This window comes from Thermoanaerobacterales bacterium (assembly GCA_030019475.1).
In the GTDB taxonomy this organism is placed as follows: domain Bacteria; phylum Bacillota; class Desulfotomaculia; order Desulfotomaculales; family JASEER01; genus JASEER01.
The window spans coordinates 1-24,447 of record JASEER010000002.1; the positions used below are offsets into that span (position 1 = coordinate 1).

A 24,447-nucleotide genomic window follows, 5' to 3' on the forward strand; every position below is an offset into this window, starting at 1 on the left:
GCATCATATTAACGGTCTGGATCAACTTGACCATCCAGAAAACGGAAGGCTCTACCTGTATAGCCTTCGCATCCGAGAGGAACCCGCTTCATCCAACTCTTTGGTGTCACTTATACAGCGTATCGGGGGCCTGTTGACCAATAAACCGGAGTTATTGGATTTGTATGAGGAGCGACTGGCTCAAGCTGGATATTCTCCCCTCTATGCTGAGCGTTATTCGCAGACAAGGTTCAGGGTGGTCAGTGAGCGACTTTACCTGGTGGAAACGGGATTCCCGCGCCTGTCAACGTCGTCCTTCAGTGGTGGTCTGCCCCGAGGTGTCGAGAGGGTAGAGTATGAAATAAACCTGGAAATATGCCCTCATCTCTGTGTTGGCAAGTCTCCCACCGAACCAGGTATCAACTTGGAGCCGTGAGATTGTGACGGTCGCTCGTACAGGACACCACAGTGACTTGGCGTCCATTCCGCCACCATCATGATGGTTTCTGATGGACCCAACTCTTTGAAGGAAGAAGGATTAGAGCAGGTGTGCACGCTGGCAAGGTGACAGAGATTGTCCAATTCCTGATTTGGTATTATGTTAACCGGGGACGGGATTATCCCTGGCGTCAACAGCGGACTCCGTTCAGGGTCTATCTATGCGAAATGCTTCTGCAACGAACCCGTGCGGATCAGGTTGAACCGGTGTTCCGCTATCTTGTGTCCCAATATCCCGACATTAAGACACTAAATGAGTGTTTTGAAGAAGCAAAATCGGCAATGTGGTCTCTGGGGCGAAATTGTCGTCTTCAATGTTTTAAAGCTGGTTTAGAACATCTGGTCAATAAGTATTGTGGTGAAATCCCATCGGGCCGGAAAGAGTTGCTGGCAGTGCCGGGAATTGGAATGTACATCGCAGCCGCGATTAGGATATTTGGTTTCGGCATACCGGATGTGATTGTGGACGCGAACGTAGTCAGGATTCTGTGCCGGCTATACGGTTTGCAAGCAACCCCGGAAACGCGCCGGCGGAAGCAGTTTATTGAACTCGTGACCAGACACGTACCTACGAGTTATTGTATTGAGTATTCTTATGGTCTTTTGGACTTCGCGGCCCAGGTGTGCCGACCTGTTCGCCCTGATTGCGGTAGTTGCGAGATAAGCTCCCTGTGCGAATACCGAAAACAATGATGGTAGTTAAAAAGTCTGGCAATCCAGTAGCTATTTGGTGTGCTAGACGTCCCAACAACACTTAATTAAGGAAGATTCGGCTTCTGTGTACTCCGGATGCTGGGTGATGAGTTGGGCGGCCACTTATGTTGCGACAACCTACGACGCAAGCCATTGGTCGAAGTTGGCTTACAAGGCCTCGCTTGGACTTTGACGCTTGGCCAGATGAAGTGCTGGATTCAGACCGAGGCGGCCAGCATCCTCGTGCAATCAGCCAAAGAGAAAAATCTGGTCCTAGGTCATGGCGAGTGTTAGACTTCCTAGCCGAACACAAGATGGCATTGATAGTAACGCTTTCTTTGCCGAGAAATGGGGATAAGGCGACGTTGGTCCTTGAGCTTTATAAGGTTACGCCAACACTAGAAAGGCAAAAGCCTATCGCTTACCGTGTAATTTGGCACTTGGCCTGCCTGGCTGCTGAAGTTCATTCACCTAGAGCGCTTGACGGCGATGAGAGGCGGTACCTGTGGCGGGTAACCTTACCGTGCCGGGTCGCAACAGCCTCAACAAGTCCTTTCCTCAAGAGGCTCTGCAGGATAGACCAGGTTAGCCAGCCATCCTGGTCAGGTAAGTTTAACGCGAGTCCAGCCACCAGCTCTATCTCTTTATTAGTGGTTCCAGGCCCTCCAGGCTGGCACTGATCCAGCTCTTGCATCATATTGAGAACGTGCTGCTCCAGCAGCTCGATTATTTTGATACCTTCCACTCCCAACCCTCCCTGCAGAGCTCGGTCCTGGGGATCTAACCTGCATTGGGGAACTCTCCATGATTATCGATCTCCTGCTTCACTGTTACTGCCTCCTCACCGTTGATCAATCGTCAGGGTGTTACAGCTATATTCGCCAATCTTCTCCAAGTTCCTTCAAACAAGACACGTCCGCTACCCCCGCTCGATCCACAGCGACAGGCGGCGGTAGGCTACGGGGTCGTTGGGGCGGACGAGGGCGATCCGCCCCCGGTAGGCCGCGCCGCGGCGCAGGTGGAAGGCCACGGTGGCGGCGATGGCCATGGGCAGGTAGCCCAGGTCGCCGCCGTTAGCGGTCCAGAGGTGGACGGCCTGCGGGTCGTGGGGGTTGTGGGGTTCGGCTTCGAGGACGACCTCCTGGCCCACGGTCAAGAAGGGCAGGGCGAGGGCGCGGCGGCCGTGGGTGAGTCCGGCCGGGTGGACGTAGAAGGACGGGCCGGCGTAGATCTCCCGCGGGTCGCGGGGCGGCAGCCCCCAGAAGGCGGGGTTCGCCAGGGTGTCCGGCGGTCCGTCGCCGCCGTCGCGGTCCTCGCCGCGCATGTTGCCGCAGAGGTGCTCGGCCAGCAGGTTGGCCCGCATTTCGGGCGCGAGAAGACGCTGGAGCAGCAGGGAGGCGCTGTGCCCGGGTGCCAGGTCGCCCAGCAGGCTTAGGGCCATGGCCGGGGCGCCGGCGAAGGCGTGGGCCGCGGCGGCGGACAGGCCGGCGGCCAGGGCGCAGGCGCCGGCGTGCTCCCAACTCCCGTCCGGCCAGCCGACGAAGAAGCCCTGGACCTCGGGCCAGTACTCCGCCCGCTCTCCCCGGCCGGCCACCCGCAGGGCGTGGCGCTGCATGTCCGCGGGGGTCAGCAGCCGCGGCTTGAGCCGTTCCTCCGCGATGTCTGCGTGAAATTCACGCTCGCCCAGGAATGACAGCCGGCTGCGCAGGACGGTACCGCTTTGTCCCAACGGGTTGGACATTCCGATTACCGTCTCCAGACTGAACATCTGCACAACGCCTCCCCGGATTTTGATTTGGTTGCCGTTAAGGAACTTCCCGTGGTTTCACGGGATGACATAGACCAGCGCGCCTTTCTTCTGAAATTCCGGTGGTATCTCGCCGACTGACCAACCGGGGTGTGTCGATTCAAGGTAAAAGTAGTTGACCCCGTCTTTCTGGTAATAGCTGCCCGGACAGCCCGCGCACTCGACTCCTACGGCCATGTGCCCGGGGTTGTCGTTGAAAAGCAGAAGCGCCGTCCTGTAACCCATCGCCCTGAGAACTGCGGCAAGAAGGACGGACTTGTCCTCGCAATCCCCGCCGTCCACCAGCGTTTCGACCGGATACCTGGGATACTCTCCTTTTTCACTCCGGTAGGGTATCGCTTCCTGGACGAAGCAGGCTGCAAACTCTATTTCTCCTCTCGGAGTCCGGGGTGCCTTTTCGGCAATTGCTTCGGCTAAGCTTCTTACCAGTTCACTGTTTTCCGCCACGTAAGGCACATATCCGTCAAGCATCTGCCGGTAAGCTGCTGTTTGGTACGATTGCTTCAGTGTGAGGTATTCCAGCTGAATCCTGGTTAGATTGCGCTGAGCTTCCCTGTAGGCACTCAAGTATGTCTGGTACTTTTGCAGTGCTGTATGGTAGGAATCCCCTGGCTGGATCTGGCACTGTCGATACCAGAACTCTGTGTAACGCTGCAATTCGGCCGTTTGTTGCTTGAGATTCCTGAGTTGCTCCACATATTCGTTCAGAACACGTTCGTGAATCCTCGGCTGGTTGCCGTAATACCGGTACATTTCCGCGGAGATGGGCACTTTCCATGTCCATTCCCGGCCTTGTTGGTCGTGCCACCTGTAGTCTTTGACAATGAGTTCTGGATCCGGGGCCGCCGGGCCGGCGGAAGCCGAGGCCCTCACCGGAGCAGTCAGTATCAGGATCAGCAGGAGCGTCAGAAGAGGCCGTCTTTTCGTCAAGAAACTTCGCATGGGTTTCCCCCTCCCGCGACGATGTCCGCACACCTTGGACGGCACGCGTCCCGTGCCGATCGCCCTATCTCTTGCAGACCCCGGTGCCCGGGCCTCCCCCGAATCCTCGGGTCCAGCCTGAGGGTAGCACGAATACCCCGTCATATGCTGGCGGTATGCCGGAAAAACCATCGTCTCAAAACAAACCGCCATTCAGGCGACGGCCGAGTCCGGGGCGTTTGCGTCTTTTGCCCGCCCCGCGCCGGTGCTATAATAACGTGGGGTGTTATGCAAATGGAGCAGGAACGCATCCGGAACTTCTGTATCATCGCCCATATCGACCACGGGAAGTCCACCCTCGCCGACCGCCTGCTGGAGTACACCGGCGCCCTCTCGGCGCGGGAGATGCAGGACCAGGTCCTGGACCAGATGGACCTGGAGCGGGAGCGGGGGATCACGATCAAGCTGCAGGCGGTGCGCCTGTCCTACCGCGCCGCCGACGGAAGGGAGTACCAGTTGAACCTCATCGACACCCCCGGGCACGTGGACTTTTCCTACGAGGTCTCGCGCAGCCTGGCGGCCTGCGAGGGGGCGCTGCTGGTTATCGACGCCTCGCAGGGCATCGAGGCGCAGACGCTGGCCAACGTTTACCTGGCCCTGGACCACGACCTGGCGATCATCCCGGTGATCAATAAGATCGACCTGCCGAGCGCCGAGCCGGACCGCATCCGGCGGGAACTGGAGGACGTCATCGGCCTGGACGGCGAGATGGCCGTCCCGGCCTCGGCGAAGACCGGCGCCGGCGTGCCGGAGATCCTGGAGCGCATCGTGCGGGAGATCCCGCCGCCGCGGGGCGGCGCGGGGGACCCCCTGCGGGCGCTGATCTTCGACTCCCACTACGACTCCTACCGCGGGGTCATCGCTTACGTGCGGGTGATGGAGGGGCGGATCAGGAAGGGCATGCCGGTCCGCCTGATGGGCAGCGGGAAGGACTTCGAGGTTTCGGACGTGGGCATCTTCCGCCCGGCGCCGGTGGCCGTGGACGAGCTGTCGGCCGGGGAGGTGGGCTTCATCGCCGCGGGGATCAAGAACGTGAAGGACTGCCGGGTGGGGGACACGGTGACCGACGCCCGGCGCCCGGCCGCGGCGCCCCTGCCGGGCTACCGTCCGGCGAAGCCGATGGTCTACTGCGGCCTCTACCCGGTGGAGACGAACGAATTCGACCGCCTGCGCGACGCCCTGGAGAAGCTCTCGCTGAACGACGCCGCTTTGGCCTTCGAGCCCGAGACCTCGATCGCCCTGGGTTTCGGGTTCCGCTGTGGCTTCCTGGGGCTTTTGCACATGGAGATCATCCAGGAGCGGCTGGAGCGGGAATACGGCCTGGAACTGATCACCACCGCCCCGAGCGTGGTCTACCGGGTTACGAAGACGAACGGGGAGGAACTGGAGATCCAGAACCCGTCCGACCTGCCGCCGGCGGGGGAGATCGCGGCGATGTCCGAGCCCTATGTGCAGGCAACGATCATGCTGCCGAAGGAGTTCGTGGGGCCGGTGATGGAACTCTGCCAGGACCGGCGGGGCACCTTCCGCAATATGGAGTACATCAGCGCCCAGCGGGTCATGCTGACCTATGACATGCCGCTGGCCGAGATCATTTACGACTTCTTCGACCGCCTGAAGTCTTCCACGCGGGGTTACGCCTCGCTGGACTACGAGTTCAAGGGCTTCCGGGAGGCCGACCTGGTGCGGGTGGACATCCTGGTGGCCGGGGAGCCCCTGGACGCCCTTTCCTTTATCGTGCACCGCGACCGCGCCTATTACCGGGCGAAGGGCCTGGTGGAGCGGCTGCGGCAGCTCATTCCGCGGCAACTCTTCGAGATCCCGGTGCAGGCCGCCGTCGGCCAGCGGGTCATCGCCCGCGAGACGATCAAGGCGCTGCGCAAGAACGTGCTGGCCAAGTGCTACGGCGGTGATGTGACGCGCAAGCGCAAGCTTTTGGAGAAGCAGAAGGAAGGCAAGAAGCGCATGAAGCAGGTCGGCAACGTCGAGATCCCGCAGGAGGCGTTCATGGCCGTGCTGAGTATCGAGGAGAAATAAGTATTATGGAAGGCTTCGGCCTGTACGTCCATGTCCCCTTCTGCCTGCGGAAGTGCCACTATTGCGACTTCGTCTCGTCCCAGTTCGACCGCATCGACGCCGACCTCTACCTGCGGGCGCTGGCGCGGGAAATCACCCTGCGTACCGAGGGGGCGGAGTACCCGGTGGTGCGGACGGTGTTCTTCGGCGGCGGAACGCCGACCACCCTGCCGGGGCAGGTGCTGGCCGGCATGCTGGACGAACTGCGGCGCCACCACCACTTCGGCGATGACGTTGAGGTGACGGTCGAGGCCAACCCGGGGACGGTGGACGGGGAGAAGCTGGCCGCGCTGCGGGAGGGGGGCGTGAACCGCCTGAGCCTGGGAATGCAGGCCGCCCAGGACCGCCTCCTGGACATGCTGGGGCGCGCGCACCGCGCCCGGGACGTGGCGGAGGCCGTGCGCCTGGCGCGGGCGGCGGGCTTCGCCAACCTGAACCTGGACCTGATCTACGGCCTCCCGGGGCAGACCCCGGCCGACTGGGAGGAGACGCTGGAGACGGCGCTGGACCTGGCGCCGGAGCATATCGCCGCCTACGCCCTGGAGATCCACCCGGAAACCCCCCTGGGCGAGGCCGTGGCGCGGGGGGAACTGGCCCCGGCCGACGAGGAACTGGAACTGGAAATGTACCAGACGCTGCGCGATGCCCTGCGCCGGGCCGGCTTTGTGCACTACGAGATCTCGAACTTCGCCCGTCCCGGATACGAGTGCCGGCACAATCTGAACTACTGGGCGAACGGCCCCTACGCCGGTTACGGCCCGGCGGCCTGCTCCCACCTTGACGGCCGGCGGACGACCAACGAAAAGGACCTGCTGGCCTACGCGTCGCGCCTCTTCGCCGGCGAACTGCCGGCGGCGGAGACCGAAGTCCCGGACGAGCGGGCGCGGATGGCCGAGACCGTCTTTCTCGGCCTGCGGCTGATCGCCGGCCTGTCCCGGGCGCGCTTCGCGGCGCGCTTCGGGCGGGACGTTACCGCGGTCTTCGGGCCCGAGATCGCCGGGCTTGAGGCCAAGGGCCTGGTGGAACTGACGCCGGACGCCCTGCGCCTGACCGGGCGCGGCCTGCCGCTGGCCAACGAGGCGTTCGCGGCTTTCATATAGTCCTTCAAGACAGCCACGGCCGGACGGCGGCGCGCAGTTTTTCTGCGTCGACGGGCTTGGACAGGTAGTCGTCCATCCCGGCGGCGATGCACTTCTCCCGGTCGCCTTTTAACGCGTTCGCGGTAAGGGCGATGATCGGCACGCGGCGCCCGGTGGCGGATTCCAGCTCACGAATGGCCGCCGTGGCCTCGAATCCGTCCATCCCGGGCATTTGGCAGTCCATCAGGACCAGTGCATAGGGTTTTAACGAAACGGCCTCCACCGCTTCCCGGCCGTTGGCCACGGCATGGACCTCCAACCCCATTTTCCCGAGCAGTAAAGATATCAGTCTCCGGTTGGCCGGGTTGTCCTCCGCCAGGAGGACCGGGCCGCTCCCGGGTGGGACCGGCGGGAGCGACGCCGCCGGCGCCGTGACAGGATGTTCCCGCTTCCCTTCGGAGCGCTCCAGGGGCACCGTGAACCAGAAGGTGGAGCCCTGCCCCTCCACGCTTTCCAGGCCGATGGTCCCGCCCATCAACTCCACCAGGCGCCTGCAGATCGAAAGGCCCAAACCCGTGCCCCCGTACTTGCGGGTGGTCGAACCGTCCGCCTGGGTGAAGGGCTCGAAAACGTACTCCCGGGCGGCTTCGGGCAGGCCGATGCCCGTATCGCTCACCTCGAAGCGTAGCGTGACCTGCTTCTCATCGGCGGCCTCAAGGACCGCCTTTGCCGTTACCCCGCCATGGTCGGTGAATTTGACGGCGTTGCCGAGAAGATTCAGCAGGACCTGGCGCAGGCGACCCGGGTCCCCGCGCAGCCATTCCGGGACATCGGGGTCCACGGTGATCCTTAAGGAGAGCCCTTTTTCGCGTGCCTTCCACGACAACAGCCCGGCGGCGCTCTCAAGGAGCGGCCGTATTTCAAAATCAACCTTCTCGAGCGCCAGCTTCCCGGCTTCGATCTTGGAGAAATCCAGGATGTCGTCGATGATCGTCACCAGTGATTGGGCGGAACTCCGTGTGACGGCGGCCAGTTCCCTCTGCTCGGGCGTAAGCCCGGTGTCAAGCAGCAGGTCGGTCATGCCGATTACGGCGGTCATCGGGGTGCGGATCTCATGGCTCATGTTGGCCAGGAACGCGCTTTTCGCCCGGTCCGCGGCCTCGGCGGCCTCTTTCGCCTTCTGCAGTTCGCGGTGCGACCTCTCCAGTTTCTCCAGCATGCCGTTTACGACTCCTGAGAGCTGGGCCAGTTCGTCCTTGCCGGAGACGGGCAGCCGCGCCGAAAGGTCCCCCGTGGCGCTGATCCTACGGACGCTGGCGTTCAACTGGGCCAGCCGGGCCAGGACCGTCCTCTCCAGGAGCGCCATTGTCACGACGCCGAACACCACACCCACTACCAGAAGCGAGTAAATGAGGTAGCCTACGCCGGCCTGTCCCTGTCTGTAAATCGTGCGGGGCAGGGTTACCTTCAGCAGAAGAACCGGTTTCCCGTAGATGTCCTTCAGGGCGGTGTAACCGGCGACGGATTCTTCATCGACCGGCCTGGTCCAGACCGGCGATTCCTCGGTGAGGGATGAGAGGGCGGCGGAAAAGTCCGCCGGCAGGGACGGGTCGTCTAAGCGCCGCAGATCGAGGGCGACGTGTGTTTCGCGGGCGATCCGCTCCAGTTCCCGGCGGTCCAGGTAGCGTCCCATGACCAGGGCTCCGCGGACCGGGCCCTCCCCTTCGCTGGTGATAACCGGGCGCGAGGCGACAAGCACCGGGCCCCGGGGGAGAAGAATAAAGCCCGTCAAGCTGCTTTCGGGGTCCGGATGCCTGAACAGCGGGCTGGATGGAGAGAGCACGTCCGGCAAGGTGGGCGGAGGAGGCACCTCTTTCTTGTTCCGCCAGTCGGCGAACTTGGCGCACACGACGCGGCCCGAGGAGTCGGCAAACAGCATGAAGTTGACCCGCAGGTCGGTAAAGGTGGTGGAGGTCAGGTTTGATCTAATGTAACCGGGGTTTAGGTCTTGAATAAAGCGGTAGGTGTCGTCCCAGGTGGCCCAGTCCCCGGCGGCTCCGTGCAACCCAGACAGGTCGTCGGATAGGGCGTGAAGGACCCGTTGCACGCCGAGTTCCGTGTTTTGCGCCTCCACTTGGGCGGATGTGCCCAGTAAGATCACGCGCGCGACGGCGTACAGGATGGCCAAAAGGCAGAGAAATGTGAGGCCGATGATGGCCAGTGTTTTCCTGCGGAGGGTCAGGGTGGCACCTTCTCTCTGTTGTCCGGGTTTTATTGACACCGGGGCCGGCCGCCCTTAGAATTCTAAGCACCGGGGCGGGTGGTGTAACCAATGGGATACAGTGTCAAAGAAGTGGCCCGTGAGCTTATGCTTGAACCGGAAGACCTGGTTCCGGTCTTTGTGTCCTTTTTCGAGGAAGCTTCGCAAGTCTTCTCGGAATGTTACCAAGCCCTGAAAACAGCCGACCTTGACGCCCTGCGGGGCCGGTTCCACGCCTTAAAGGGCTCATCCGCCAACCTGCGGATGCACTCCGTGACCGAGTTGGCGATGGCGCTTGAAGACGGCGCCAGGTCGGCGGACCTGGAGCTGATCGCAAGTCTGTTGCCCGGCCTGCAAAAAGCCGTTGATGACATAGAGGAGCGGGTAAGAATTTTTTACGGCTTAAATGAAAGCGCGCTCGGGTAGTTGTGCTTCGCGAAGAAGGCGGCCATCTTTTCCTCAGCTAAAGCTCCGTTAACAGCCAGTTCAATGAACTGTTCCACCAAGCGGGGGTCCCACTGCGAACCGGCGCCCTTTTGCAGGATTTCCAGGGCCGTCTGCCGTTCAAAGGCCTGGCGGTAGGGACGGTCGGTGGTCAGGGCGTCAAAGGCGTCGGCGATGGCCAGGATACGTGCGCCGAAGGGGATTTCCCTGCCGGCCAGGCCGTCTGGGTAGCCGCTGCCGTCAAAATTCTCATGATGGTGCCTGATGATGGGCAGTATGGGCTTGAGGCTGGATACATGTGAACAGATTCTTTCGCCGGCGACGGGGTGCCTCTTGACGATCTCGAATTCCTCCGGGTCAAGTTTACCAGGCTTCGAAAGGACGCCGTCCTTGATGGCCACCCTGCCGATATCGTGGAGTAATCCGGCCATCCGCATCTGCCTGTGGGCGGGTTTTATTCCGGGGAAGATCTTATGGGCCAGCATTTCGGCGTAAAACGCCGTCCGGCGGGAATGGTCCACGCTGTATGTGTCCCTGGCTTCCAGAACCAAGGCAATAGAGATGAGCGTGTTACAGGCGTTCTCAAGCTCGGTCTGCAGGGTCTTGATCCGTAGCAGCGACTTGATGCGGGCGCGCAGTTCCAGGGGATTGAAAGGTTTGGTAATGTAGTCGTCGGCCCCTTTTTCCAGGGACTTCACTTTTTCCTCCGGGTCGCTCAGGGCGGTGACGAGCAGCACGGGGGTCAACCGTGTCTCCTCCGCGTTCCTGACAATGGAAAGCACTGAGTGCCCGTCCATGCCGGGCATCATTACGTCGAGGAGTATCAGGTCCGGTTTCTCCTCGGCGATCTTCTTGAGGGCCTGTCTTCCGCTGCCGGCCTCGATTACGTCGTATTCCTGGAGTTGAGCTTTGAGGAGGGTAAGGCTGGATTGTTGATCATCGACGATCAGTACCTTGGGTCTTTCCATGCGCATAATCCCCTAAATCCACTGTTTGTCTTTACTTTTCTTATTAACTTCGACATATGCTATCTTTTTCCTCTCATTATTGACCGTGTTTTCGGAGCGGCCGATCAAATTGACGACGCCTGGCTACTATTGACATCACCCTACCGGGGTGCTATCTTATTCCCGGGGAGTTTAGCACTCAACGCGAGAGAGTGCTAATAGCGGAAGAAGGTGTTATGGATGGACGAGCGCAAGAAGCGGATCCTGTGGGCCATCATCCAGGACTACATTGCCACCGCCGAACCGGTGGGTTCCCGTACTATTGCCCGCAAGTACTCCATGGGGGTCAGCCCGGCGACCATCCGTAACGAGATGGCGGACCTGGAGGAGATGGGCTACCTCGAGCAGCCCCACACGTCCGCGGGCCGCATCCCCTCTGTGCGCGGCTACCGTTACTATGTCGATTACCTGATGCAGCCGGAGGAGCTTAGCGAGGAAGAGCGCCGCCTGATCCAGGTCAGTTTTCAGGATAAGGTTAAGGGCATGGCCGAGGTCATCCAGCACACGGGGCAACTCCTTTCCCGGCTTACAAACTACACCGCCATGGTCAGCACGCCGCGTCTGGGCCGGACGAAGATCCACAATGTGCAGCTGATCCATATGGCCCCCGGCCAAGCCCTGCTGATCGTGGTCCTGGAGTCCGGGGCGGTGCAGCATACACTTATGGAAATTCCCGAGCACGTAATGGAGTGCGACCTGGCGACGATCGCCCGTATTTTCAACGCCAAGATCAAGGGCCTGGACATGCATGACATCCGGCTGACCCTTCTACGGGAGATCTATGTCGAGCTATTGCGCCACCGTGGGCTCGTCAACACCATAATGGAGCTGATTGAGGAAAGCAGCGTTTCAAAAGAGGACAAAATTTATCTGGGCGGCATTTTAAACCTGCTCGGCCAGCCCGAGTTCTCCAGCGTGGAGAAGGTGAAGGCGCTGCTTTCCATCCTGGAGCAGGAGGAACGGCTCTGCAGCCTTCTGGCCGGGCACGAGGAACACGGTGTCTCGGTGCACATCGGGAACGAGATCGGGCACGAAGGCATCCAGGAGTGCAGCATGGTCTGCGCCGGATACGCCATTGAGGGCGACGCCGCGGGCGCGGTGGCGGTGCTGGGGCCGACCCGCATGCACTACGCGAAGACCGTCAGCGTCGTTGACTGCCTTTCCCGGCAGCTCAGCCATGTTCTGGAAAGGATCTACCGCAGTGAGTGACCTTTTAAGGGGGATCGTTTTTGAGTCTTAAACAGCAAGCCAACCAGGGCGCCGAGGTCAATGAACGGCTGGGCGCCCTGATGACGAACGCCAACGCCGTCCGCGCCATCGCGGCCAGCGTGGAGGGCACTCTGGGCCCCAAGGGCCTGGACACGATGCTGGTCGACCGCTTCGGGGACGTGGTGATCACCAACGACGGCGTGACCATCCTGACCCGCATGGAGGCCAACCACCCGGCGGCGCGGATGATGATCAACATCGCCCGCGCCCAGGAAGAGGAGGTCGGCGACGGCACGACCACGGCCACGGTGATGGCCGGGCAGATGGTGGCCACCGGCGTAGAGCTGGTCTCACGGGGGGTGCCCGTGACGCGGGTCATCGAGGGGCTGCGCGTGGGCCTGCGCCGCGCCCTGGAACTCATACGCCAAGCCGCGCGGCCGGTCGCGGGTTTGAACGATCCCCGCCTCCGCCAGGTGGCGCTGGTGGCCGGGCGGGAGCACGACGACATCGCCGACCTCGTGGTCGAGGCCGCCCATCTCATCGGCGCCTCCAAGCTGAAGGACCCGAACTTTAAGCTGGCGGATACGATCATCGCCGAGGAAGGGGCGGAGAACGAGGTCTTCCTCGGGGTAATGGTTTCCAAGGAGCGCATGAACCGCCAGATGCCCCGTGTCAGGAAGAATGTCCGGGTGCTGGTGATCGACGATGCGCTGGAGCCCGAGGATATCGAGGAAGAGGCCCTGGCCACCGAATCCGGTTTCGCCCGTTACCTGGAGCTGCAGAAGGAGTTTAAGGATAACCTGGCCAAACTGGTGGCGATGGACGTCGGCCTGGTCCTGGTCGACCGGGGTGTGGCCGATATCGCCGAAGAAATCCTCACCGACGCCGGGGTGATGGTCGTCCAGCGGGTGCTGAACAAAGAGCTGCGGCGCGCCGCCGAGCATACCGGGGCGCGGATGATCAAGCGCTCGGCGCTGAAGAAACCCCCGCAGGATCTGGAGGCCTACATGGGAAAGGCTAAACTGGTGGAGGATGACGAGAAGCTGGAACGCCTCTGGATACGCCGGGGGGGCGGGAAGGCGATGGCTACGGTCCTGGTGGGCGCGGCCACGGCGGAAGTGGTCGGCGAGCGCGAGCGTATCGCCAAGGACGCCGCCGGCGCGGTTCAGGCCGCGGTCCGGGGCGGGATCGTCCCGGGAGGCGGGGCCGTGGAGCTGTGGGCGGCCCGTGAGGTCGAGAAGGTTCGGGAAAGCGTCCGGGGCATGGCCGCCTACGGGGTGGACTGTGTGGTCGAGGCCTTGAAGCGGCCCCTGGCGCAGATTGTCACCAACGCGGGCTTTAACCCCCTGGAAAAGATCGGGGATGTCATCGCCGCGCAGGTGGAAAACAACAGCGATTCCATGGGGATCGACTGCGATACCGGAGCCGTCGTTGATATGCTCCAGGCCGGGGTCGTGGACCCCGCGCCGGTGAAGATTTACGCATTGCGCGCGGCGGGGGAGATCGCCGAGGCCATCCTGCGCATCGACACCATCATCAAGAAGCGGGAAGAGGAAGATGGCGCGGGCAAGGGGGTAAAGCCGAATGACTGACGAGAAGCATAAGCTGGAAGAGCGGGTGGCCGACCCCGACCCGGAAAACGAAGCCGTGGAGCGCACGGACGACGCCGAAGTGAAGAACGGGGCCGAGGAGCAGGCAGCCGAAGGGGATGCCGCCCCCGAAGTGCCTCCCGGGGATACGGCCGAACGGCCGCCGGAGGAGAAGCCCTGCTGCGCCGCGGAAAAGGCGCGGGCCGAGGAGTACCACCAGCGGATGCTCCGCCTGCAGGCCGACTTTGAGAACTTCCGGCGGCGGACGCGCCAGGAGAAAGAAGAGTGGTTCCGGCTGGCGGCCGAGGAATTCGCACAAGCGCTGCTGCCGGTTTTGGATAACTTCGATCTGGCGATGGCCAGCCCGGGTGCCGACCTGGAGCAGTTTCTGACCGGGATGCGCATGATCCGGCGCCAACTGATGGAAACCCTCAATGCTCAAGGGTTGGAACCCCTGACGTCCGTCGGGCAAGCCTTTGATCCCGCCCGGCACGAGGCCGTGGGCCAGGTGACCGGGACGGAGCATCCCGACGACACCGTGGTCGAGGAACTGCGGCGGGGATACCTGTTCCGGGGCCGCGTACTGCGCCCCGCGATGGTTAGAGTGGCGAAATCCAAATCCGAATCTGATTCAGAATCGGGAGGTAATACGGAGTAATGACAACCAAGATCATCGGTATCGACCTGGGGACGACGAACTCCTGTGTGGCCGTGATGGAGGGCGGCGAGGTAACGGTTATCCCGAACGCTGAGGGCGGCCGTACCACACCGTCGGTCGTCGGCTTCTCGAAGACCGGCGAGCGGATGGTCGGCCAGGTGGCCAAGCGCCAGGCCGTGTCCAACCCCGAACGGACGGTCACCTCCATTAAACGTCACATGGGGACCGATCATAAAGTAACAATTGACGGCAAGCAGTACACGCCGCAGGAGATCTCGGCCATGATCCTGGCGAAGCTGAAGGCCGACGCCGAGGCCTACCTGGGCGGCCCGGTCACCAAGGCGGTCATCACCGTGCCCGCCTACTTCAGCGATTCCCAGCGGCAGGCGACCAAGGACGCCGGGCGGATCGCGGGCCTGGAGGTCATGCGTATCATCAACGAGCCGACGGCGGCCGCCCTGGCCTACGGCCTGGATAAGGGAGAGGACCAGACGATCCTGGTCTTCGACCTCGGGGGCGGCACCTTCGACGTCTCGATCCTCGAACTCGGCGACGGCGTCTTCGAGGTCAAGGCCACCAGCGGGAACAACCGCCTGGGCGGCGACGACTTCGACCAGCGCATCATCGACTGGATGGTTGCGGAGTTTAAGAAGGACACCGGGATCGACCTCCGCAACGACCGCATGGCCATGCAGCGGCTGAAGGAGGAGGCCGAGAAGGCGAAGATCGAACTCTCGACCGTCGTCACGCGACCCATCAACTTGCCCTTCATCACCGCCGACGCCGGCGGGCCGAAACACATGGACCTGACCCTGACCCGGGCCAAGTTCGAGGAACTGACCTCCGACCTGATCGAGATGACGATGGGGCCGACGCGGCAGGCCATGGCCGACGCGGGCCTCAAACCCCAGGACATCGACAAGATCCTGCTCGTCGGCGGGGCGACCCGCATGCCGGCCGTGCAGGAGGCCGTGCGGCGCTTCTTCGGCAAGGAGCCGCACAAGGGGATCAACCCGGACGAGTGCGTGGCCATAGGCGCCGCCATCCAGGCCGCCGTCCTCTCCGGCGAGGTCAAGGACATCGTCCTCCTCGACGTGACCCCGCTCTCGCTGGGCATCGAGACCCTGGGCGGCGTCTTTACGAAGATCATCGAGCGGAATACGACCATCCCCACTTCGAAGAGCCAGATCTTCACCACCGCCGCCGACAACCAGACCACGGTCGAGGTCCACGTCCTGCAGGGCGAGCGCCAGATGGCGGCCGGGAACAAGACCCTGGGACGCTTCGTCCTCGGCGACATCCCGCCGGCGCCGCGGGGCGTGCCGCAGATCCAGGTCACCTTCGACATCGACGCCAACGGCATCGTCAACGTCTCGGCGAAGGACCTGGGGACCGGGAAAGCGCAGAGCATCACCATCACCGGCTCGACCGGCCTGAAGGACGAGGAGATCGACCGGATGGTGAAGGAAGCCGAGAAGTACGCCGAGGAGGACCGCAAGCGCAAGGAGCAGGTCGAGGTCCGCAACCAGGCCGACAGCCTGCTCTACCAGGCCGAGAAGACCCTGAAGGAATACCGCGGGAAGGCCGACCCGGGCCAGGTCGAGCGGCTGGAGAAGGCGATGGCTGAATTGCGCGAGGCCCTGAAGGGCGAGGACATCGAGCGCATCAAGGCCGGGAGCGAGGAAATGATGAAGCCCCTGCACGAGTTGACGGCGGCCATGTACCAGCAGGCGGCGCAGCAGCAGGCCCAGCAGGGCCAGGGCACGCCGCCCGGGGGCGGGCCCGGACCCGGCGCGCCGGGGGACGGCGGCGACAAGACGGTGGACGCCGACTACGAAGTGAAGTAGCCCGCCTCCCCCTCGCTAAATCGGTGGGGGCCGATTGTGGTCAAAAGCCATATGCCTGTTGTAGAATAGTAGGGGCCGACCTCCGCGTCGGCCCGTGCCCTATGTTTGTCATGTGGGTGATATGTCTTGAGCGCGAAACGCGACTACTACGAGGTGCTGGGCGTCTCCCGCGACGCCTCGCCCGAGGAGATAAAGAAGGCCTACCGCCGGCTGGCGCGCCAGCTCCACCCGGACGTCAACAAGGACGACCCGCAGGCTGAGGCGAAGTTCAAGGAGGTCGCCGAGGCCTACGCCGTCCTGAGTGACTCCGAGCGGAGGTCCCAGTATGACCGCTTCGGCCACGCCGGGCCGCAGGGCCAGGGCTTCGACTTCTCCAACTTCGACCCCCGGGACTTCGGCTTCGGGGACTTCGGACTGGGCGACATATTTGACATGTTCTTCGGCGGCGCCGGGCGGGCGCGCACCGGTCCGCAGCGCGGCCGGGACCTGCGCCTGGACCTGGAACTCACCTTCCGGGAGGCGGCCTTCGGGGTGGAGAAAGAAATCGAGATCCCCCGCACCGAGTCCTGCCCCGAGTGCCACGGCTCGGGGGCGGCGCCGGGCACCAACCCCCGGACCTGCCCGCAGTGCCACGGGCGCGGCCAGGTGAGCTTCGTGCAGCAGACGGCCTTCGGTCAGTTTGTCCAGACGCGGCCCTGTGAGGTCTGCCACGGCACGGGGCGGGTCATTGACAACCCCTGCCATCGTTGCCGCGGCGCCGGGCAGGTGCGCCAAACGCGCAAGATCAAGGTCCGGGTCCCGGCCGGGGTGGACGACGACTCCCGCCTGCGGCTGGCCGGCGAGGGCGAAGGCGGGGTCCGGGGGGGCCCGCCCGGGGACCTTTACGTGTACATCACCGTCCTCCCGGACAAGGTCTTTAGCCGCGACGGGTATAATGTAACCTGTGACTTGCCGATCAGCTTCGTCCAGGCCGCCCTGGGGGACGAGGTCGAGGTGCCCACGCTGGAGGGGACGACCCGCTTCAAGATCCCGGAGGGCACGCAGACGGGGACGGTTTTCCGCCTGCGCGGCAAGGGCATCGCCATCCTCAACGGGCACGGCCGGGGCGACCAGCACGTGCGCGTGCGGGTGGTCACTCCGACCAAGCTGACCGAGAGACAGCGGGAACTCCTGCGCGAGTTCGGCCGCCTGGGCGGGGAAAAGACCCAGCCGCCGGGCGAAAAGAGCTTTTTCGAAAAGGTGAAGGACGCCTTCAGCGTCTGATGAGGCGCCCCACGACTTCCCGGAGTCCGGAGAGGAAGGCGTGGGGCATTTCCGTTATGCAGTCCTCCCGGCCGGTTTCGCCCAGGAACTCCTCGTGCCATCCCAGGTAACCCCACACGGGAATGCCCGCGGCCGAGCGGGCGATGAAGTCCCTCTCGGCCCCACCGCGGACGCGGTTCGCCACCCAGCCGACCTCTTCGATGCCGAGGTCCCGGGCCATGGCGGTAATGTTCCGGGCCGTGGACACCGCGGCCCTCGTCGGGTCGCAGACCACCACCAGGCGGTCCACGCCTCTGGCCGATCCCCGCGACAGTTGCTCGATACCGGCGGCGAGGTCGATGACGGCCATTTCCTCCTTGTCTAACAGGACCGAGGAAATGAGCGCGTTCAGGAACGCGTTTTCCCGGCAGTAGCAGCCCGCCCCGCCCTTCTTCAGCGCCCCCATGCGGATCATCCGTATGTTCCCGCGCACCAGGGCGTGTTTTTCCAACAGGTCGTCCACCCGCGGGTTCAGGATGGTATAACCGCCCTCGCCGCCGAGGCGCTCCCTGATAACGGACCGCATCTCCGAGAACGGTTTCAGGGTCGACGCCTCCCTTTGCGGCACCCCCAGAGCGCAGGCCAGGCAGGCGTCGGGATCGGCGTCCACGGCCCAGACCGGGCCTTGTTCCGCCAGGAGCCTGACCAGTCCCGCCGCGACGCTTGTCTTGCCGACCCCGCCTTTGCCGCCCACCGCAATCTTCACCGTAACCCACTCCATTCTTAAGCTTTACACATCCTTTTCCTATCAAACCACTGTGATACTATCAACTGTCAATGGATTTCAGTAAAAACCTTGAAATAAATACGTCATTTAGCTATCATTCTCTTACCATAGGATTGTGAATATGGGAACAAACAAGAGGAAAGGGGGATTACCCGTGAGCGATAGGAGCGTTGATGTGGCCACGCAGGCCATGGTTGAGAAGGCGTCGGCGGAAAATATCGAGCTGGTCTGGGACCGGCTGAAGGGGCAGGAACCCCAGTGCGAATTCGGGAGGCTGGGGGTTTGCTGTCGTAACTGCAATATGGGGCCGTGTCACATCCACCACTCCGGGAGAAGCCAGGAGGGTGTCTGCGGCGCCACCCGGGATACGATCGTCGCCCGTAACCTCTTGCGGACCATCGCCGGCGGCGCGGCCGCCCACTCCGACCACGGCCGCGATATCGCCCTGACCTTGTACCGGGCCGCCCGGGGCGAGGTCCAGGGCTACCCGATTAAGGACGTCGCCAAGCTGAAGGCGTTGGCCGCCGAACTCGGCGTACCGGTGGAGGACCGCGCCGCGGCAGACATCGCGCTGGACGTTTCCAGCCTCCTTCTGGATGAGTACGGGTGCGTCAAGGGCCGCCTGGCGTTCGTGAGGCGCGCCCCTAAAAGGCGCCGGGAACTCTGGGCACGGCTGGGCATAACCCCGCGGGGGATCGACAGGGAGATCGTCGAGAGCATGCACCGCGTCACCATGGGCGTGGACAACGATTACGTGAGCCTCCTCCTCCAGGGGATGCGCACCGCCCTCAGTGACGGCTGGGGCGGCTCGACCATCGCCACCGAACTGTCGGATATCCTGTTCGGGACGCCGCGCCCCGTCAGGGGGCGGAGCAACCTGGGCGTCCTGCGCGTGGACCAGGTGAACATCGTACTGCACGGGCACGAGCCCACGCTCTCCGACGTCGTGGTCGGCGCCGCCCGCGACCCCGAGCTGTTGGACCTCGCCCGGAGCCTGGGCGCGACGGGCATCAACGTCTGCGGAATGTGCTGCACCGGCAACGAGATCCTGATGCGCTACGGCATCCCCATCGCCGGCAACTTCCTGCAGCAGGAACTGGCCATCGTCACCGGCGCCGTCGAGGCCATGGTCGTCGACGTCCAGTGCATTATGCCCGGCCTGTCGCAGGTGGCGCGGTGCCGCCACACGAAGCTTATCTCCACCTCCCCGAAGGCGAAGTTCCCGGGCGCCGAACACCTGGAGTTCGATGAGCGTAACGCCATGGATGCCGCCAGGGGGATCGTCCGCATGGCCGTTGAGAACTTCCCGAACCGGCAGCCCGCGGGGGTCAACATCCCCTCCGAGGCCGTCGAGTACATCGGCGGGTTTTCGGTGGAGGCCATCCTGACGGTGCTTGGCGGCTCCCCGGAGCCGCTTATCGAGGCGGTCAAGTCCGGGCGCATCAAGGGCATAGCCGCCGTCGTCGGCTGCAACAACCCGAAGACCAGGCACGACTACGGCCACCTCACCCTGGCGCGGCGCCTGATAGCCGAGGACGTGCTGGTGGTCACGACCGGGTGCGCCGCGATCGCCTGTGCCAAGGATGGTCTCCTGCGGCGCGACGCGATCACCGAGGCGGGCCCGGGACTGCGCAAGGTCTGCGAGGTTCTTGGTTTGCCGCCCGTTCTCCACATGGGTTCCTGCGTTGACATCAGCCGCATTCTCCGCCTGGCGGCCGTCCTGGCCGAGGCCCTCGACGTGGACATCAGCGACCTGCCGGTGGTGGCCGCCGCACCCGAATGGATGTCCGAGAAGGCCGTATCCATCGGCACCTACGCCGTCGCTTCGGGTATCCACACCATCCTCGGGACCGTTCCGCCCGTGCTGGGCAGCGAGAACGTGACCAAACTGCTGACCGTGGGCGCGAAGGACGTCGTGGGCGCGGCCTTCGCGGTGGAGGAGGATCCCGAGAAGGCCGCCGGCCTCGCCCTGGCGCACATAGCGGCGAAGCGGGCGGCCCTGGGGCTGTAACCGGGCGGAAGGGAAGACAGCGCCCATTTTGTGGTATCATAGAAGTGTTGTAGATGAGACTTCTTGGCGGAAAGAGAGTGTAGAATGCGCTGGTTGGAGATTACGGTCCGCTCGCCCGAGGCGTACGCTGAGGCGGTGAGCAGCTTCTTCTTCGATACCGGGAGCGGGGTGGTCTGGGACGACTCCGCTTCAGCATCCCACGGGGTGGTAACCGTCAAGGGCTACCTGCCGGACGAAGAAGCCTCGCGGCCCAAGCTCGAAACGCTGCGCCGGGCGGTGACCGGGCTGCTGGGCCCCGACGCCCTGGCCGTGGGCACCCTGGCCGACGAGGACTGGGCCACCGCCTGGCGGGCCGGTTACCACACCTTCAGGGTGGGGAAACGGTTGGTGATAAAGCCCACCTGGGAGACGTACCCGGTACGTCCCGGGGACCTGGTGATTGAAATGGACCCCGGCCTGGCCTTCGGTTGCGGCACCCATCCCACGACGGCCACCTGCCTGGAGATGCTGGAGCGGTACCTCACCCTGGGCGCGGTGGTCTACGACGTGGGGACGGGCTCGGGGATCCTGGCCATCGCCGCCGCGAAACTGGGCGCCGGCGAGATCCGGGCGGTGGACGAGGACCCGATTGCTGTCCGCGTGGCGCGGGAAAACGTTGAGCGGAACGGGGCGGCCGGCCAAGTGCATGTACGGGAGGGCGATCTCCTCAACGGCCTGCCGGGACCCGCCGACCTCATCGTCGCCAACATCGTGGCCGAAGTGATCGGGCCTCTGGCCCCGCGGGCGGCGGAAAGGCTCTCGGCCGAAGGCCGCTTCATCGCCGGAGGGATCACGGCCGCTAAGGCGGACGGCGTGATCGCCGCCTTCAGCCGCGCCGGCCTGGCCGTTGTCGCGCGGCGGGCGGTCGGCGAGTGGGTGACCCTGGTGGGGGAGAAGCAGGGATGAGGGTGCCGCGGATCTTCCTTTCCCCCGAGTGCCGGCTGGAAGGCGATGAGGTTCTTGTCACCGGGGCCGAGGCGGCGCACCTGGCCCGTGTCCTGCGGCTGCGGCCGGGAGCGGAGATCGATGCCCTGGACGGCGAGGGGCGGGCCTGGCGCGCGCGCATCCTGGCCGCGGACAAAGAGGGCGTCCGGGCGCGGGTCACCGGGGCGCGGGCGGCAGCCCCCGAGCCGCCGGTGCGCCTGGCCCTGGTACAGGGACTGGCGCGGGGCGAGAAGATGGACCTCATCATCCAGAAGGCGGTGGAGATCGGGGTGGCGCGCATCATCCCCGCCGACTGCGCCCGCACGGTTATCCGCCTCGATGACGAGCGAGGGCGCCGGCGCCGGGAACGGTGGCAGAAGATTGCCGTCGAAGCCGCCGAGCAATGCGGCCGGGGCGCGGTGCCTGTGGTTGAGCCGCCGCAGGCGCTTGGTGACGCCTTGTCCCTCCTCCGTCCCGGTGTAACGGCCTTCTTGCTGTGGGAAGGGGAGCGGGCGACCGGGCTGAAGGATATACTGGACAGTGTTCCTTGTACAAAGGACGTGTTTGTATTTGTCGGGCCGGAGGGCGGGTTCACCGGGGACGAGGTGGAAGCCTGCACGGCCGCCGGCGCGCGGCCGGTGTCGCTGGGGCCGCGCATCCTGCGCACCGAGACGGCGGGACTGGTGGCGGCTGCCCTGGTGCTCTACGCCTGGGGTGACCTGGGAAGGATTTAAGGGGCCGGACCCGTTTCCCAGATGCTTGAGTTTTAAGTAAAGTGCCTGACCCCTTACTTAAAACTTTGAGGAGTGTATGTTTTGGCGAAAACCGTGGCCTTCGCCACCCTTGGTTGCAAGGTCAACCAGTACGAGACGGAAGGCCTGGCCGAGCAGTTCGCGCGCCGGGGTTACGACATTGTGCCCTTCGGCGGCCCCGCCGACGTGTACGTCGTCAACACCTGCACCGTGACGCACATCGGGGACAAGAAGTCCCGCCAGCTTATCCGCCGCGCCCGCCGTGCCAATCCCGCGGCCTTTATCGTGGCCACCGGGTGCTACGCGCAGGTCGCCCCGGATGAGGTCGAGGCCGTCGGTGCCGACCTGGTGGTCGGCACCCGGGGACGGGAGCACCTGGGGGAGCTGGTGGACGAGCGGCTCGGAAGAAGGGACGGGCCGCAGCGGGCCGTGGCGGAGTTTGACGCGGCCTGCGTCTTCGAGGAGCTGCCCATCAGCCGTACGGCGGGCCGGGCGCGGGCCTACATCAAGGTGCAGGAGGGATGCCGTGACTTCTGCACTTACTGCATCGTCCCTCACGCCCGCGGGCCTCTGCGTTCCAGGCCGCCGGAGCGGGTCCTGGAGGAGGCGGCGCGCCTGGTGGCCCACGGGTACGTCGAGATCGTCCTCACCGGCACGCACCTCGGGGCCTGGGGCCGGGACCTGGCGGGGACCCCTCCCCTGGCGGACCTGGTGTCCCGGGTGGCCGAAGTGCCGGGCCTTCTGCGCCTGCGTCTCAGTTCCATAGAACCCCTGGAAATCACCCCCGCCCTGGTCGGCCTCATGGCCTCGTCGGCGGTCATCTGTCCACACCTGCACATCCCCCTGCAGAGCGGCGACGACGAGGTCCTGCGCCGGATGGGCCGCCGTTACACCACCCGGGAATACGCCCTGCTCGTCGAGCATGCCCGCAGCCGCATCCGCGACCTGGCCGTGACCACCGACGTCATGGTCGGTTTCCCCGGGGAGACCGAGGAGCAGTTCGCTCGCAGCCTGGCCTTCGTCCGCCGGACGGCTTTCTCCGGGCTTCACGTCTTCAAGTATTCCCCCCGGCGGGGGACGCCGGCCGCCGCTTTTCCCGCGCAGGTTCCGGCGGCGGTGAAGGAGAAGCGTTCCGACGCCCTGCTCGCCCTGGATGGGGACCTGCGGCAGGCCTTCGCCTCGCGGTACGTCGGGCGGACGGTCGAGGTACTGGTAGAGGAGGTGCGCGGCGGGCGCGCCGCGGGACTTACAGGCAACTACCTGCGGGTCTCCTTCCCGGGGAACGAAGGGATGATCGGCCGCCTGCAAAAGGTAAGGCTGCTGCGGACGGAAGAAGGGAGCTTAACCGGGGCGGTCGAGTCTCAGGCTGAAGCATCTGGAGGCAAGGATACCGATACGGATCAATAAAAAAGGTGTTCTGCGGAGCCGGATGGGTTGCTCACAGTCTTGATGAGAGGGAATAATTTATGGTGAGGCAGGATTTGGGCCGGTATATGTCTAATAAATTATGGCGACAGAGGGAAAGGGAGACGCTGGAATGTCTGACTGTATCTTCTGCAGGATCGTACGGGGGGAGATCCCGGCTACGGTCGTTTACGAAGACGAACATGTGTTCGCGTTTAAGGATATCAATCCCCAGGCCCCCGTGCATGTACTGCTGATCCCGAAGAAACACCTCTCCACCTTCTTTGACCTGGAGCCCGGCGACGAGGTCATACTCGGCCGGATACAGGCGGCCGCGCCGCGGGTGGCCCGCGAACTCGGGCTCGGCGAAAGCGGCTTTCGCCTGGTGGCCAACTGCCTCGAAGGGGCGGGGCAGGTTGTGTTCCACATCCACTACCATCTGCTCGGCGGACGGGAACTGGGCTGGCCCCCCGGCTAAACCTGATTGACTTTTGCCTGGCGGGGTGCTATACTCACACCGTCTGTGACTGATTAAGGGCCGTGCCTGGTGGAGGGAGGGATAACAAGGTGGCGGAAGTCAAGGTTGGGAAGAATGAAAGCCTGGACGCCGCTTTGCGCCGCTTTAAGCGGACCTGCCAGCGGGCGGGTGTCTTTGCCGAAGCCAGGAAGCATGAACACTACGAGAAGCCAAGCGTACGCCGCAAGAAGAAGTCGGAGGCTGCACGCAGGCGTCGGCGTCCATAGGAAGAATAACCCTGGTGGCGGAGCCCGGTAGTAATACCGGGCTTTGTTTTGTGCGCCGCGATACTTAGCTGCGCCCTCCCCGCATAGATTCTATGGGGAGGGTTGTTTATGGCCTGGAGGGACATGCGTAAGAAGCTCCGTCATACCCTGGCCGACATGCTGGAGATCCCGGGCGAGGTGGCTCTTGACCTGCCGAAGATCGTCCTCGTAGGCAACGTGCAGGTCTTCATCGAGAATCACCGGGGGATCGTGGAATATACCGGGGAGCGGGTGCGGGTCACGGTCTCTTACGGCGAGGTCAGTGTGCGGGGGCGGGAACTGGTGATCCGCAATATCCTTCCGGACGAGATCTGCGTTGAAGGGCGGATCGAGGGACTGGACTTTCATTAAAGAACACGAGCCCCGGGAAGAGGGAGG

At 63.8% G+C, this 24,447-nt stretch carries 22 protein-coding genes; 16 read left to right on the forward strand and 6 right to left on the reverse strand.

Annotation, left to right across the window (positions count from 1 at the left end):
- Window positions 1-415: PD-(D/E)XK motif protein (locus QMC81_00550; GenBank protein ID MDI6905961.1), on the forward strand; the 415-nt coding region annotated here is incomplete at its 5' end.
- 1,218 nt (window positions 416-1,633) lie between these two features.
- Here the strand turns inward: QMC81_00550 and QMC81_00555 are convergent.
- The 3 genes from QMC81_00555 to QMC81_00565 form a co-directional block, all read right to left on the reverse strand.
- Window positions 1,634-1,915, reverse strand: a complete 282-nt coding sequence (locus tag QMC81_00555; protein MDI6905962.1) for a hypothetical protein — start codon at window positions 1,913-1,915, stop codon at window positions 1,634-1,636.
- A 174-nt stretch (window positions 1,916-2,089) separates the two neighbouring features.
- The gene (locus tag QMC81_00560) at window positions 2,090-2,938 is read right to left on the reverse strand and encodes an HIRAN domain-containing protein (GenBank protein ID MDI6905963.1); all 849 of its coding nucleotides are present in this window, start codon (window positions 2,936-2,938) and stop codon (window positions 2,090-2,092) included.
- Between the two features lie 57 nt (window positions 2,939-2,995).
- Window positions 2,996-3,919 carry a hypothetical protein gene (locus QMC81_00565; GenBank protein MDI6905964.1) on the reverse strand — a complete coding sequence of 308 codons (924 nt, stop codon included), beginning with the start codon at window positions 3,917-3,919 and terminating at the stop codon, window positions 2,996-2,998.
- A gap of 267 nt (window positions 3,920-4,186) precedes the next feature.
- On the opposite strand from QMC81_00565, the gene lepA reads away from it, so the two are divergent.
- Together lepA and hemW are read left to right on the forward strand one after the other, a co-directional pair.
- The gene (gene lepA, locus QMC81_00570) at window positions 4,187-5,995 is read left to right on the forward strand and encodes a translation elongation factor 4 (GenBank protein ID MDI6905965.1); all 1,809 of its coding nucleotides are present in this window, start codon (window positions 4,187-4,189) and stop codon (window positions 5,993-5,995) included.
- 5 nt (window positions 5,996-6,000) lie between these two features.
- Complete coding sequence (hemW, locus tag QMC81_00575) at window positions 6,001-7,134, forward strand: radical SAM family heme chaperone HemW (GenBank protein MDI6905966.1); 1,134 nt, start codon at window positions 6,001-6,003, stop codon at window positions 7,132-7,134.
- Window positions 7,135-7,138: 4 nt separating this feature from the next.
- On the opposite strand, the gene QMC81_00580 is transcribed toward hemW, so the two are convergent.
- A complete protein-coding gene (locus tag QMC81_00580; GenBank protein MDI6905967.1) occupies window positions 7,139-9,394 on the reverse strand; it encodes a CHASE4 domain-containing protein in 2,256 nt (751 codons plus the stop codon).
- Window positions 9,395-9,445: 51 nt separating this feature from the next.
- Here QMC81_00580 and QMC81_00585 point away from each other — a divergent pair, with 51 nt between their 5' ends.
- Complete coding sequence (locus QMC81_00585; protein MDI6905968.1) at window positions 9,446-9,799, forward strand: Hpt domain-containing protein; 354 nt, start codon at window positions 9,446-9,448, stop codon at window positions 9,797-9,799.
- Here the strand turns inward: QMC81_00585 and QMC81_00590 are convergent.
- The gene (locus tag QMC81_00590; GenBank protein MDI6905969.1) at window positions 9,769-10,785 is read right to left on the reverse strand and encodes a response regulator; all 1,017 of its coding nucleotides are present in this window, start codon (window positions 10,783-10,785) and stop codon (window positions 9,769-9,771) included. The two genes, QMC81_00585 and QMC81_00590, sit on opposite strands and share 31 nt — an antisense overlap.
- A gap of 219 nt (window positions 10,786-11,004) precedes the next feature.
- Between QMC81_00590 and hrcA the strand changes: the two genes are divergently transcribed.
- The 5 genes from hrcA (at window position 11,005) to dnaJ (ending at window position 17,390) form a co-directional block, all read left to right on the forward strand.
- Window positions 11,005-12,033, forward strand: coding sequence for a heat-inducible transcriptional repressor HrcA (gene hrcA / locus QMC81_00595; GenBank protein MDI6905970.1), 1,029 nt, complete (start codon window positions 11,005-11,007; stop codon window positions 12,031-12,033).
- Between the two features lie 20 nt (window positions 12,034-12,053).
- Window positions 12,054-13,625, forward strand: a complete 1,572-nt coding sequence (locus QMC81_00600) for a TCP-1/cpn60 chaperonin family protein (protein MDI6905971.1) — start codon at window positions 12,054-12,056, stop codon at window positions 13,623-13,625.
- Complete coding sequence (gene grpE, locus QMC81_00605) at window positions 13,618-14,280, forward strand: nucleotide exchange factor GrpE (protein ID MDI6905972.1); 663 nt, start codon at window positions 13,618-13,620, stop codon at window positions 14,278-14,280. The genes QMC81_00600 and grpE overlap by 8 nt, the downstream gene beginning before the upstream one ends.
- The gene (gene dnaK, locus QMC81_00610) at window positions 14,280-16,127 is read left to right on the forward strand and encodes a molecular chaperone DnaK (protein MDI6905973.1); all 1,848 of its coding nucleotides are present in this window, start codon (window positions 14,280-14,282) and stop codon (window positions 16,125-16,127) included. The genes grpE and dnaK overlap by 1 nt, the downstream gene beginning before the upstream one ends.
- A gap of 126 nt (window positions 16,128-16,253) precedes the next feature.
- Window positions 16,254-17,390, forward strand: coding sequence for a molecular chaperone DnaJ (dnaJ, locus tag QMC81_00615; protein MDI6905974.1), 1,137 nt, complete (start codon window positions 16,254-16,256; stop codon window positions 17,388-17,390).
- On the opposite strand, the gene QMC81_00620 is transcribed toward dnaJ, so the two are convergent.
- Complete coding sequence (locus QMC81_00620; GenBank protein ID MDI6905975.1) at window positions 17,380-18,150, reverse strand: carbon monoxide dehydrogenase; 771 nt, start codon at window positions 18,148-18,150, stop codon at window positions 17,380-17,382. The two genes, dnaJ and QMC81_00620, sit on opposite strands and share 11 nt — an antisense overlap.
- 160 nt (window positions 18,151-18,310) lie before the next feature.
- Between QMC81_00620 and cooS the strand changes: the two genes are divergently transcribed.
- The 7 genes from cooS (at window position 18,311) to yqfC (ending at window position 24,420) form a co-directional block, all read left to right on the forward strand.
- Window positions 18,311-20,167, forward strand: a complete 1,857-nt coding sequence (gene cooS / locus QMC81_00625) for an anaerobic carbon-monoxide dehydrogenase catalytic subunit (GenBank protein ID MDI6905976.1) — start codon at window positions 18,311-18,313, stop codon at window positions 20,165-20,167.
- An 84-nt stretch (window positions 20,168-20,251) separates the two neighbouring features.
- On the forward strand, window positions 20,252-21,112 hold the full coding sequence (gene prmA / locus QMC81_00630; protein MDI6905977.1) for a 50S ribosomal protein L11 methyltransferase: 861 nt from the start codon (window positions 20,252-20,254) through the stop codon (window positions 21,110-21,112).
- Between the two features lie 2 nt (window positions 21,113-21,114).
- A complete protein-coding gene (locus QMC81_00635; GenBank protein MDI6905978.1) occupies window positions 21,115-21,864 on the forward strand; it encodes a 16S rRNA (uracil(1498)-N(3))-methyltransferase in 750 nt (249 codons plus the stop codon).
- Window positions 21,865-21,945: 81 nt separating this feature from the next.
- Window positions 21,946-23,289, forward strand: coding sequence for a tRNA (N(6)-L-threonylcarbamoyladenosine(37)-C(2))-methylthiotransferase MtaB (mtaB, locus tag QMC81_00640; protein MDI6905979.1), 1,344 nt, complete (start codon window positions 21,946-21,948; stop codon window positions 23,287-23,289).
- Window positions 23,290-23,419: 130 nt separating this feature from the next.
- Entirely contained in the window at window positions 23,420-23,764 is a 345-nt protein-coding gene (locus tag QMC81_00645) for a histidine triad nucleotide-binding protein (GenBank protein ID MDI6905980.1), read from the forward strand.
- A gap of 89 nt (window positions 23,765-23,853) precedes the next feature.
- Window positions 23,854-24,030 carry a 30S ribosomal protein S21 gene (rpsU, locus tag QMC81_00650; protein MDI6905981.1) on the forward strand — a complete coding sequence of 59 codons (177 nt, stop codon included), beginning with the start codon at window positions 23,854-23,856 and terminating at the stop codon, window positions 24,028-24,030.
- A 108-nt stretch (window positions 24,031-24,138) separates the two neighbouring features.
- Entirely contained in the window at window positions 24,139-24,420 is a 282-nt protein-coding gene (gene yqfC / locus QMC81_00655; protein MDI6905982.1) for a sporulation protein YqfC, read from the forward strand.
- Window positions 24,421-24,447: the final 27 nt, after the last annotated feature.

Excerpts from the sequence above, each read along its gene's own strand:
- QMC81_00560 (MDI6905963.1), bottom strand. The coding sequence starts at position 2,938 with ATGTTCAGTCTGGAGACGGTAATCGGAATGTCCAACCCGTTGGGACAA.
- QMC81_00565 (MDI6905964.1), bottom strand. The coding sequence starts at position 3,919 with ATGCGAAGTTTCTTGACGAAAAGACGGCCTCTTCTGACGCTCCTGCTG.
- lepA (MDI6905965.1), top strand. The coding sequence starts at position 4,187 with ATGCAAATGGAGCAGGAACGCATCCGGAACTTCTGTATCATCGCCCAT.
- hemW (MDI6905966.1), top strand. The coding sequence starts at position 6,001 with ATGGAAGGCTTCGGCCTGTACGTCCATGTCCCCTTCTGCCTGCGGAAG.
- QMC81_00585 (MDI6905968.1), top strand. The coding sequence starts at position 9,446 with ATGGGATACAGTGTCAAAGAAGTGGCCCGTGAGCTTATGCTTGAACCG.
- QMC81_00590 (MDI6905969.1), bottom strand. The coding sequence starts at position 10,785 with ATGGAAAGACCCAAGGTACTGATCGTCGATGATCAACAATCCAGCCTT.
- hrcA (MDI6905970.1), top strand. The coding sequence starts at position 11,005 with ATGGACGAGCGCAAGAAGCGGATCCTGTGGGCCATCATCCAGGACTAC.
- grpE (MDI6905972.1), top strand. The coding sequence starts at position 13,618 with ATGACTGACGAGAAGCATAAGCTGGAAGAGCGGGTGGCCGACCCCGAC.
- dnaK (MDI6905973.1), top strand. The coding sequence starts at position 14,280 with ATGACAACCAAGATCATCGGTATCGACCTGGGGACGACGAACTCCTGT.
- QMC81_00620 (MDI6905975.1), bottom strand. The coding sequence starts at position 18,150 with ATGGAGTGGGTTACGGTGAAGATTGCGGTGGGCGGCAAAGGCGGGGTC.
- prmA (MDI6905977.1), top strand. The coding sequence starts at position 20,252 with ATGCGCTGGTTGGAGATTACGGTCCGCTCGCCCGAGGCGTACGCTGAG.
- QMC81_00645 (MDI6905980.1), top strand. The coding sequence starts at position 23,420 with ATGTCTGACTGTATCTTCTGCAGGATCGTACGGGGGGAGATCCCGGCT.
- yqfC (MDI6905982.1), top strand. The coding sequence starts at position 24,139 with ATGGCCTGGAGGGACATGCGTAAGAAGCTCCGTCATACCCTGGCCGAC.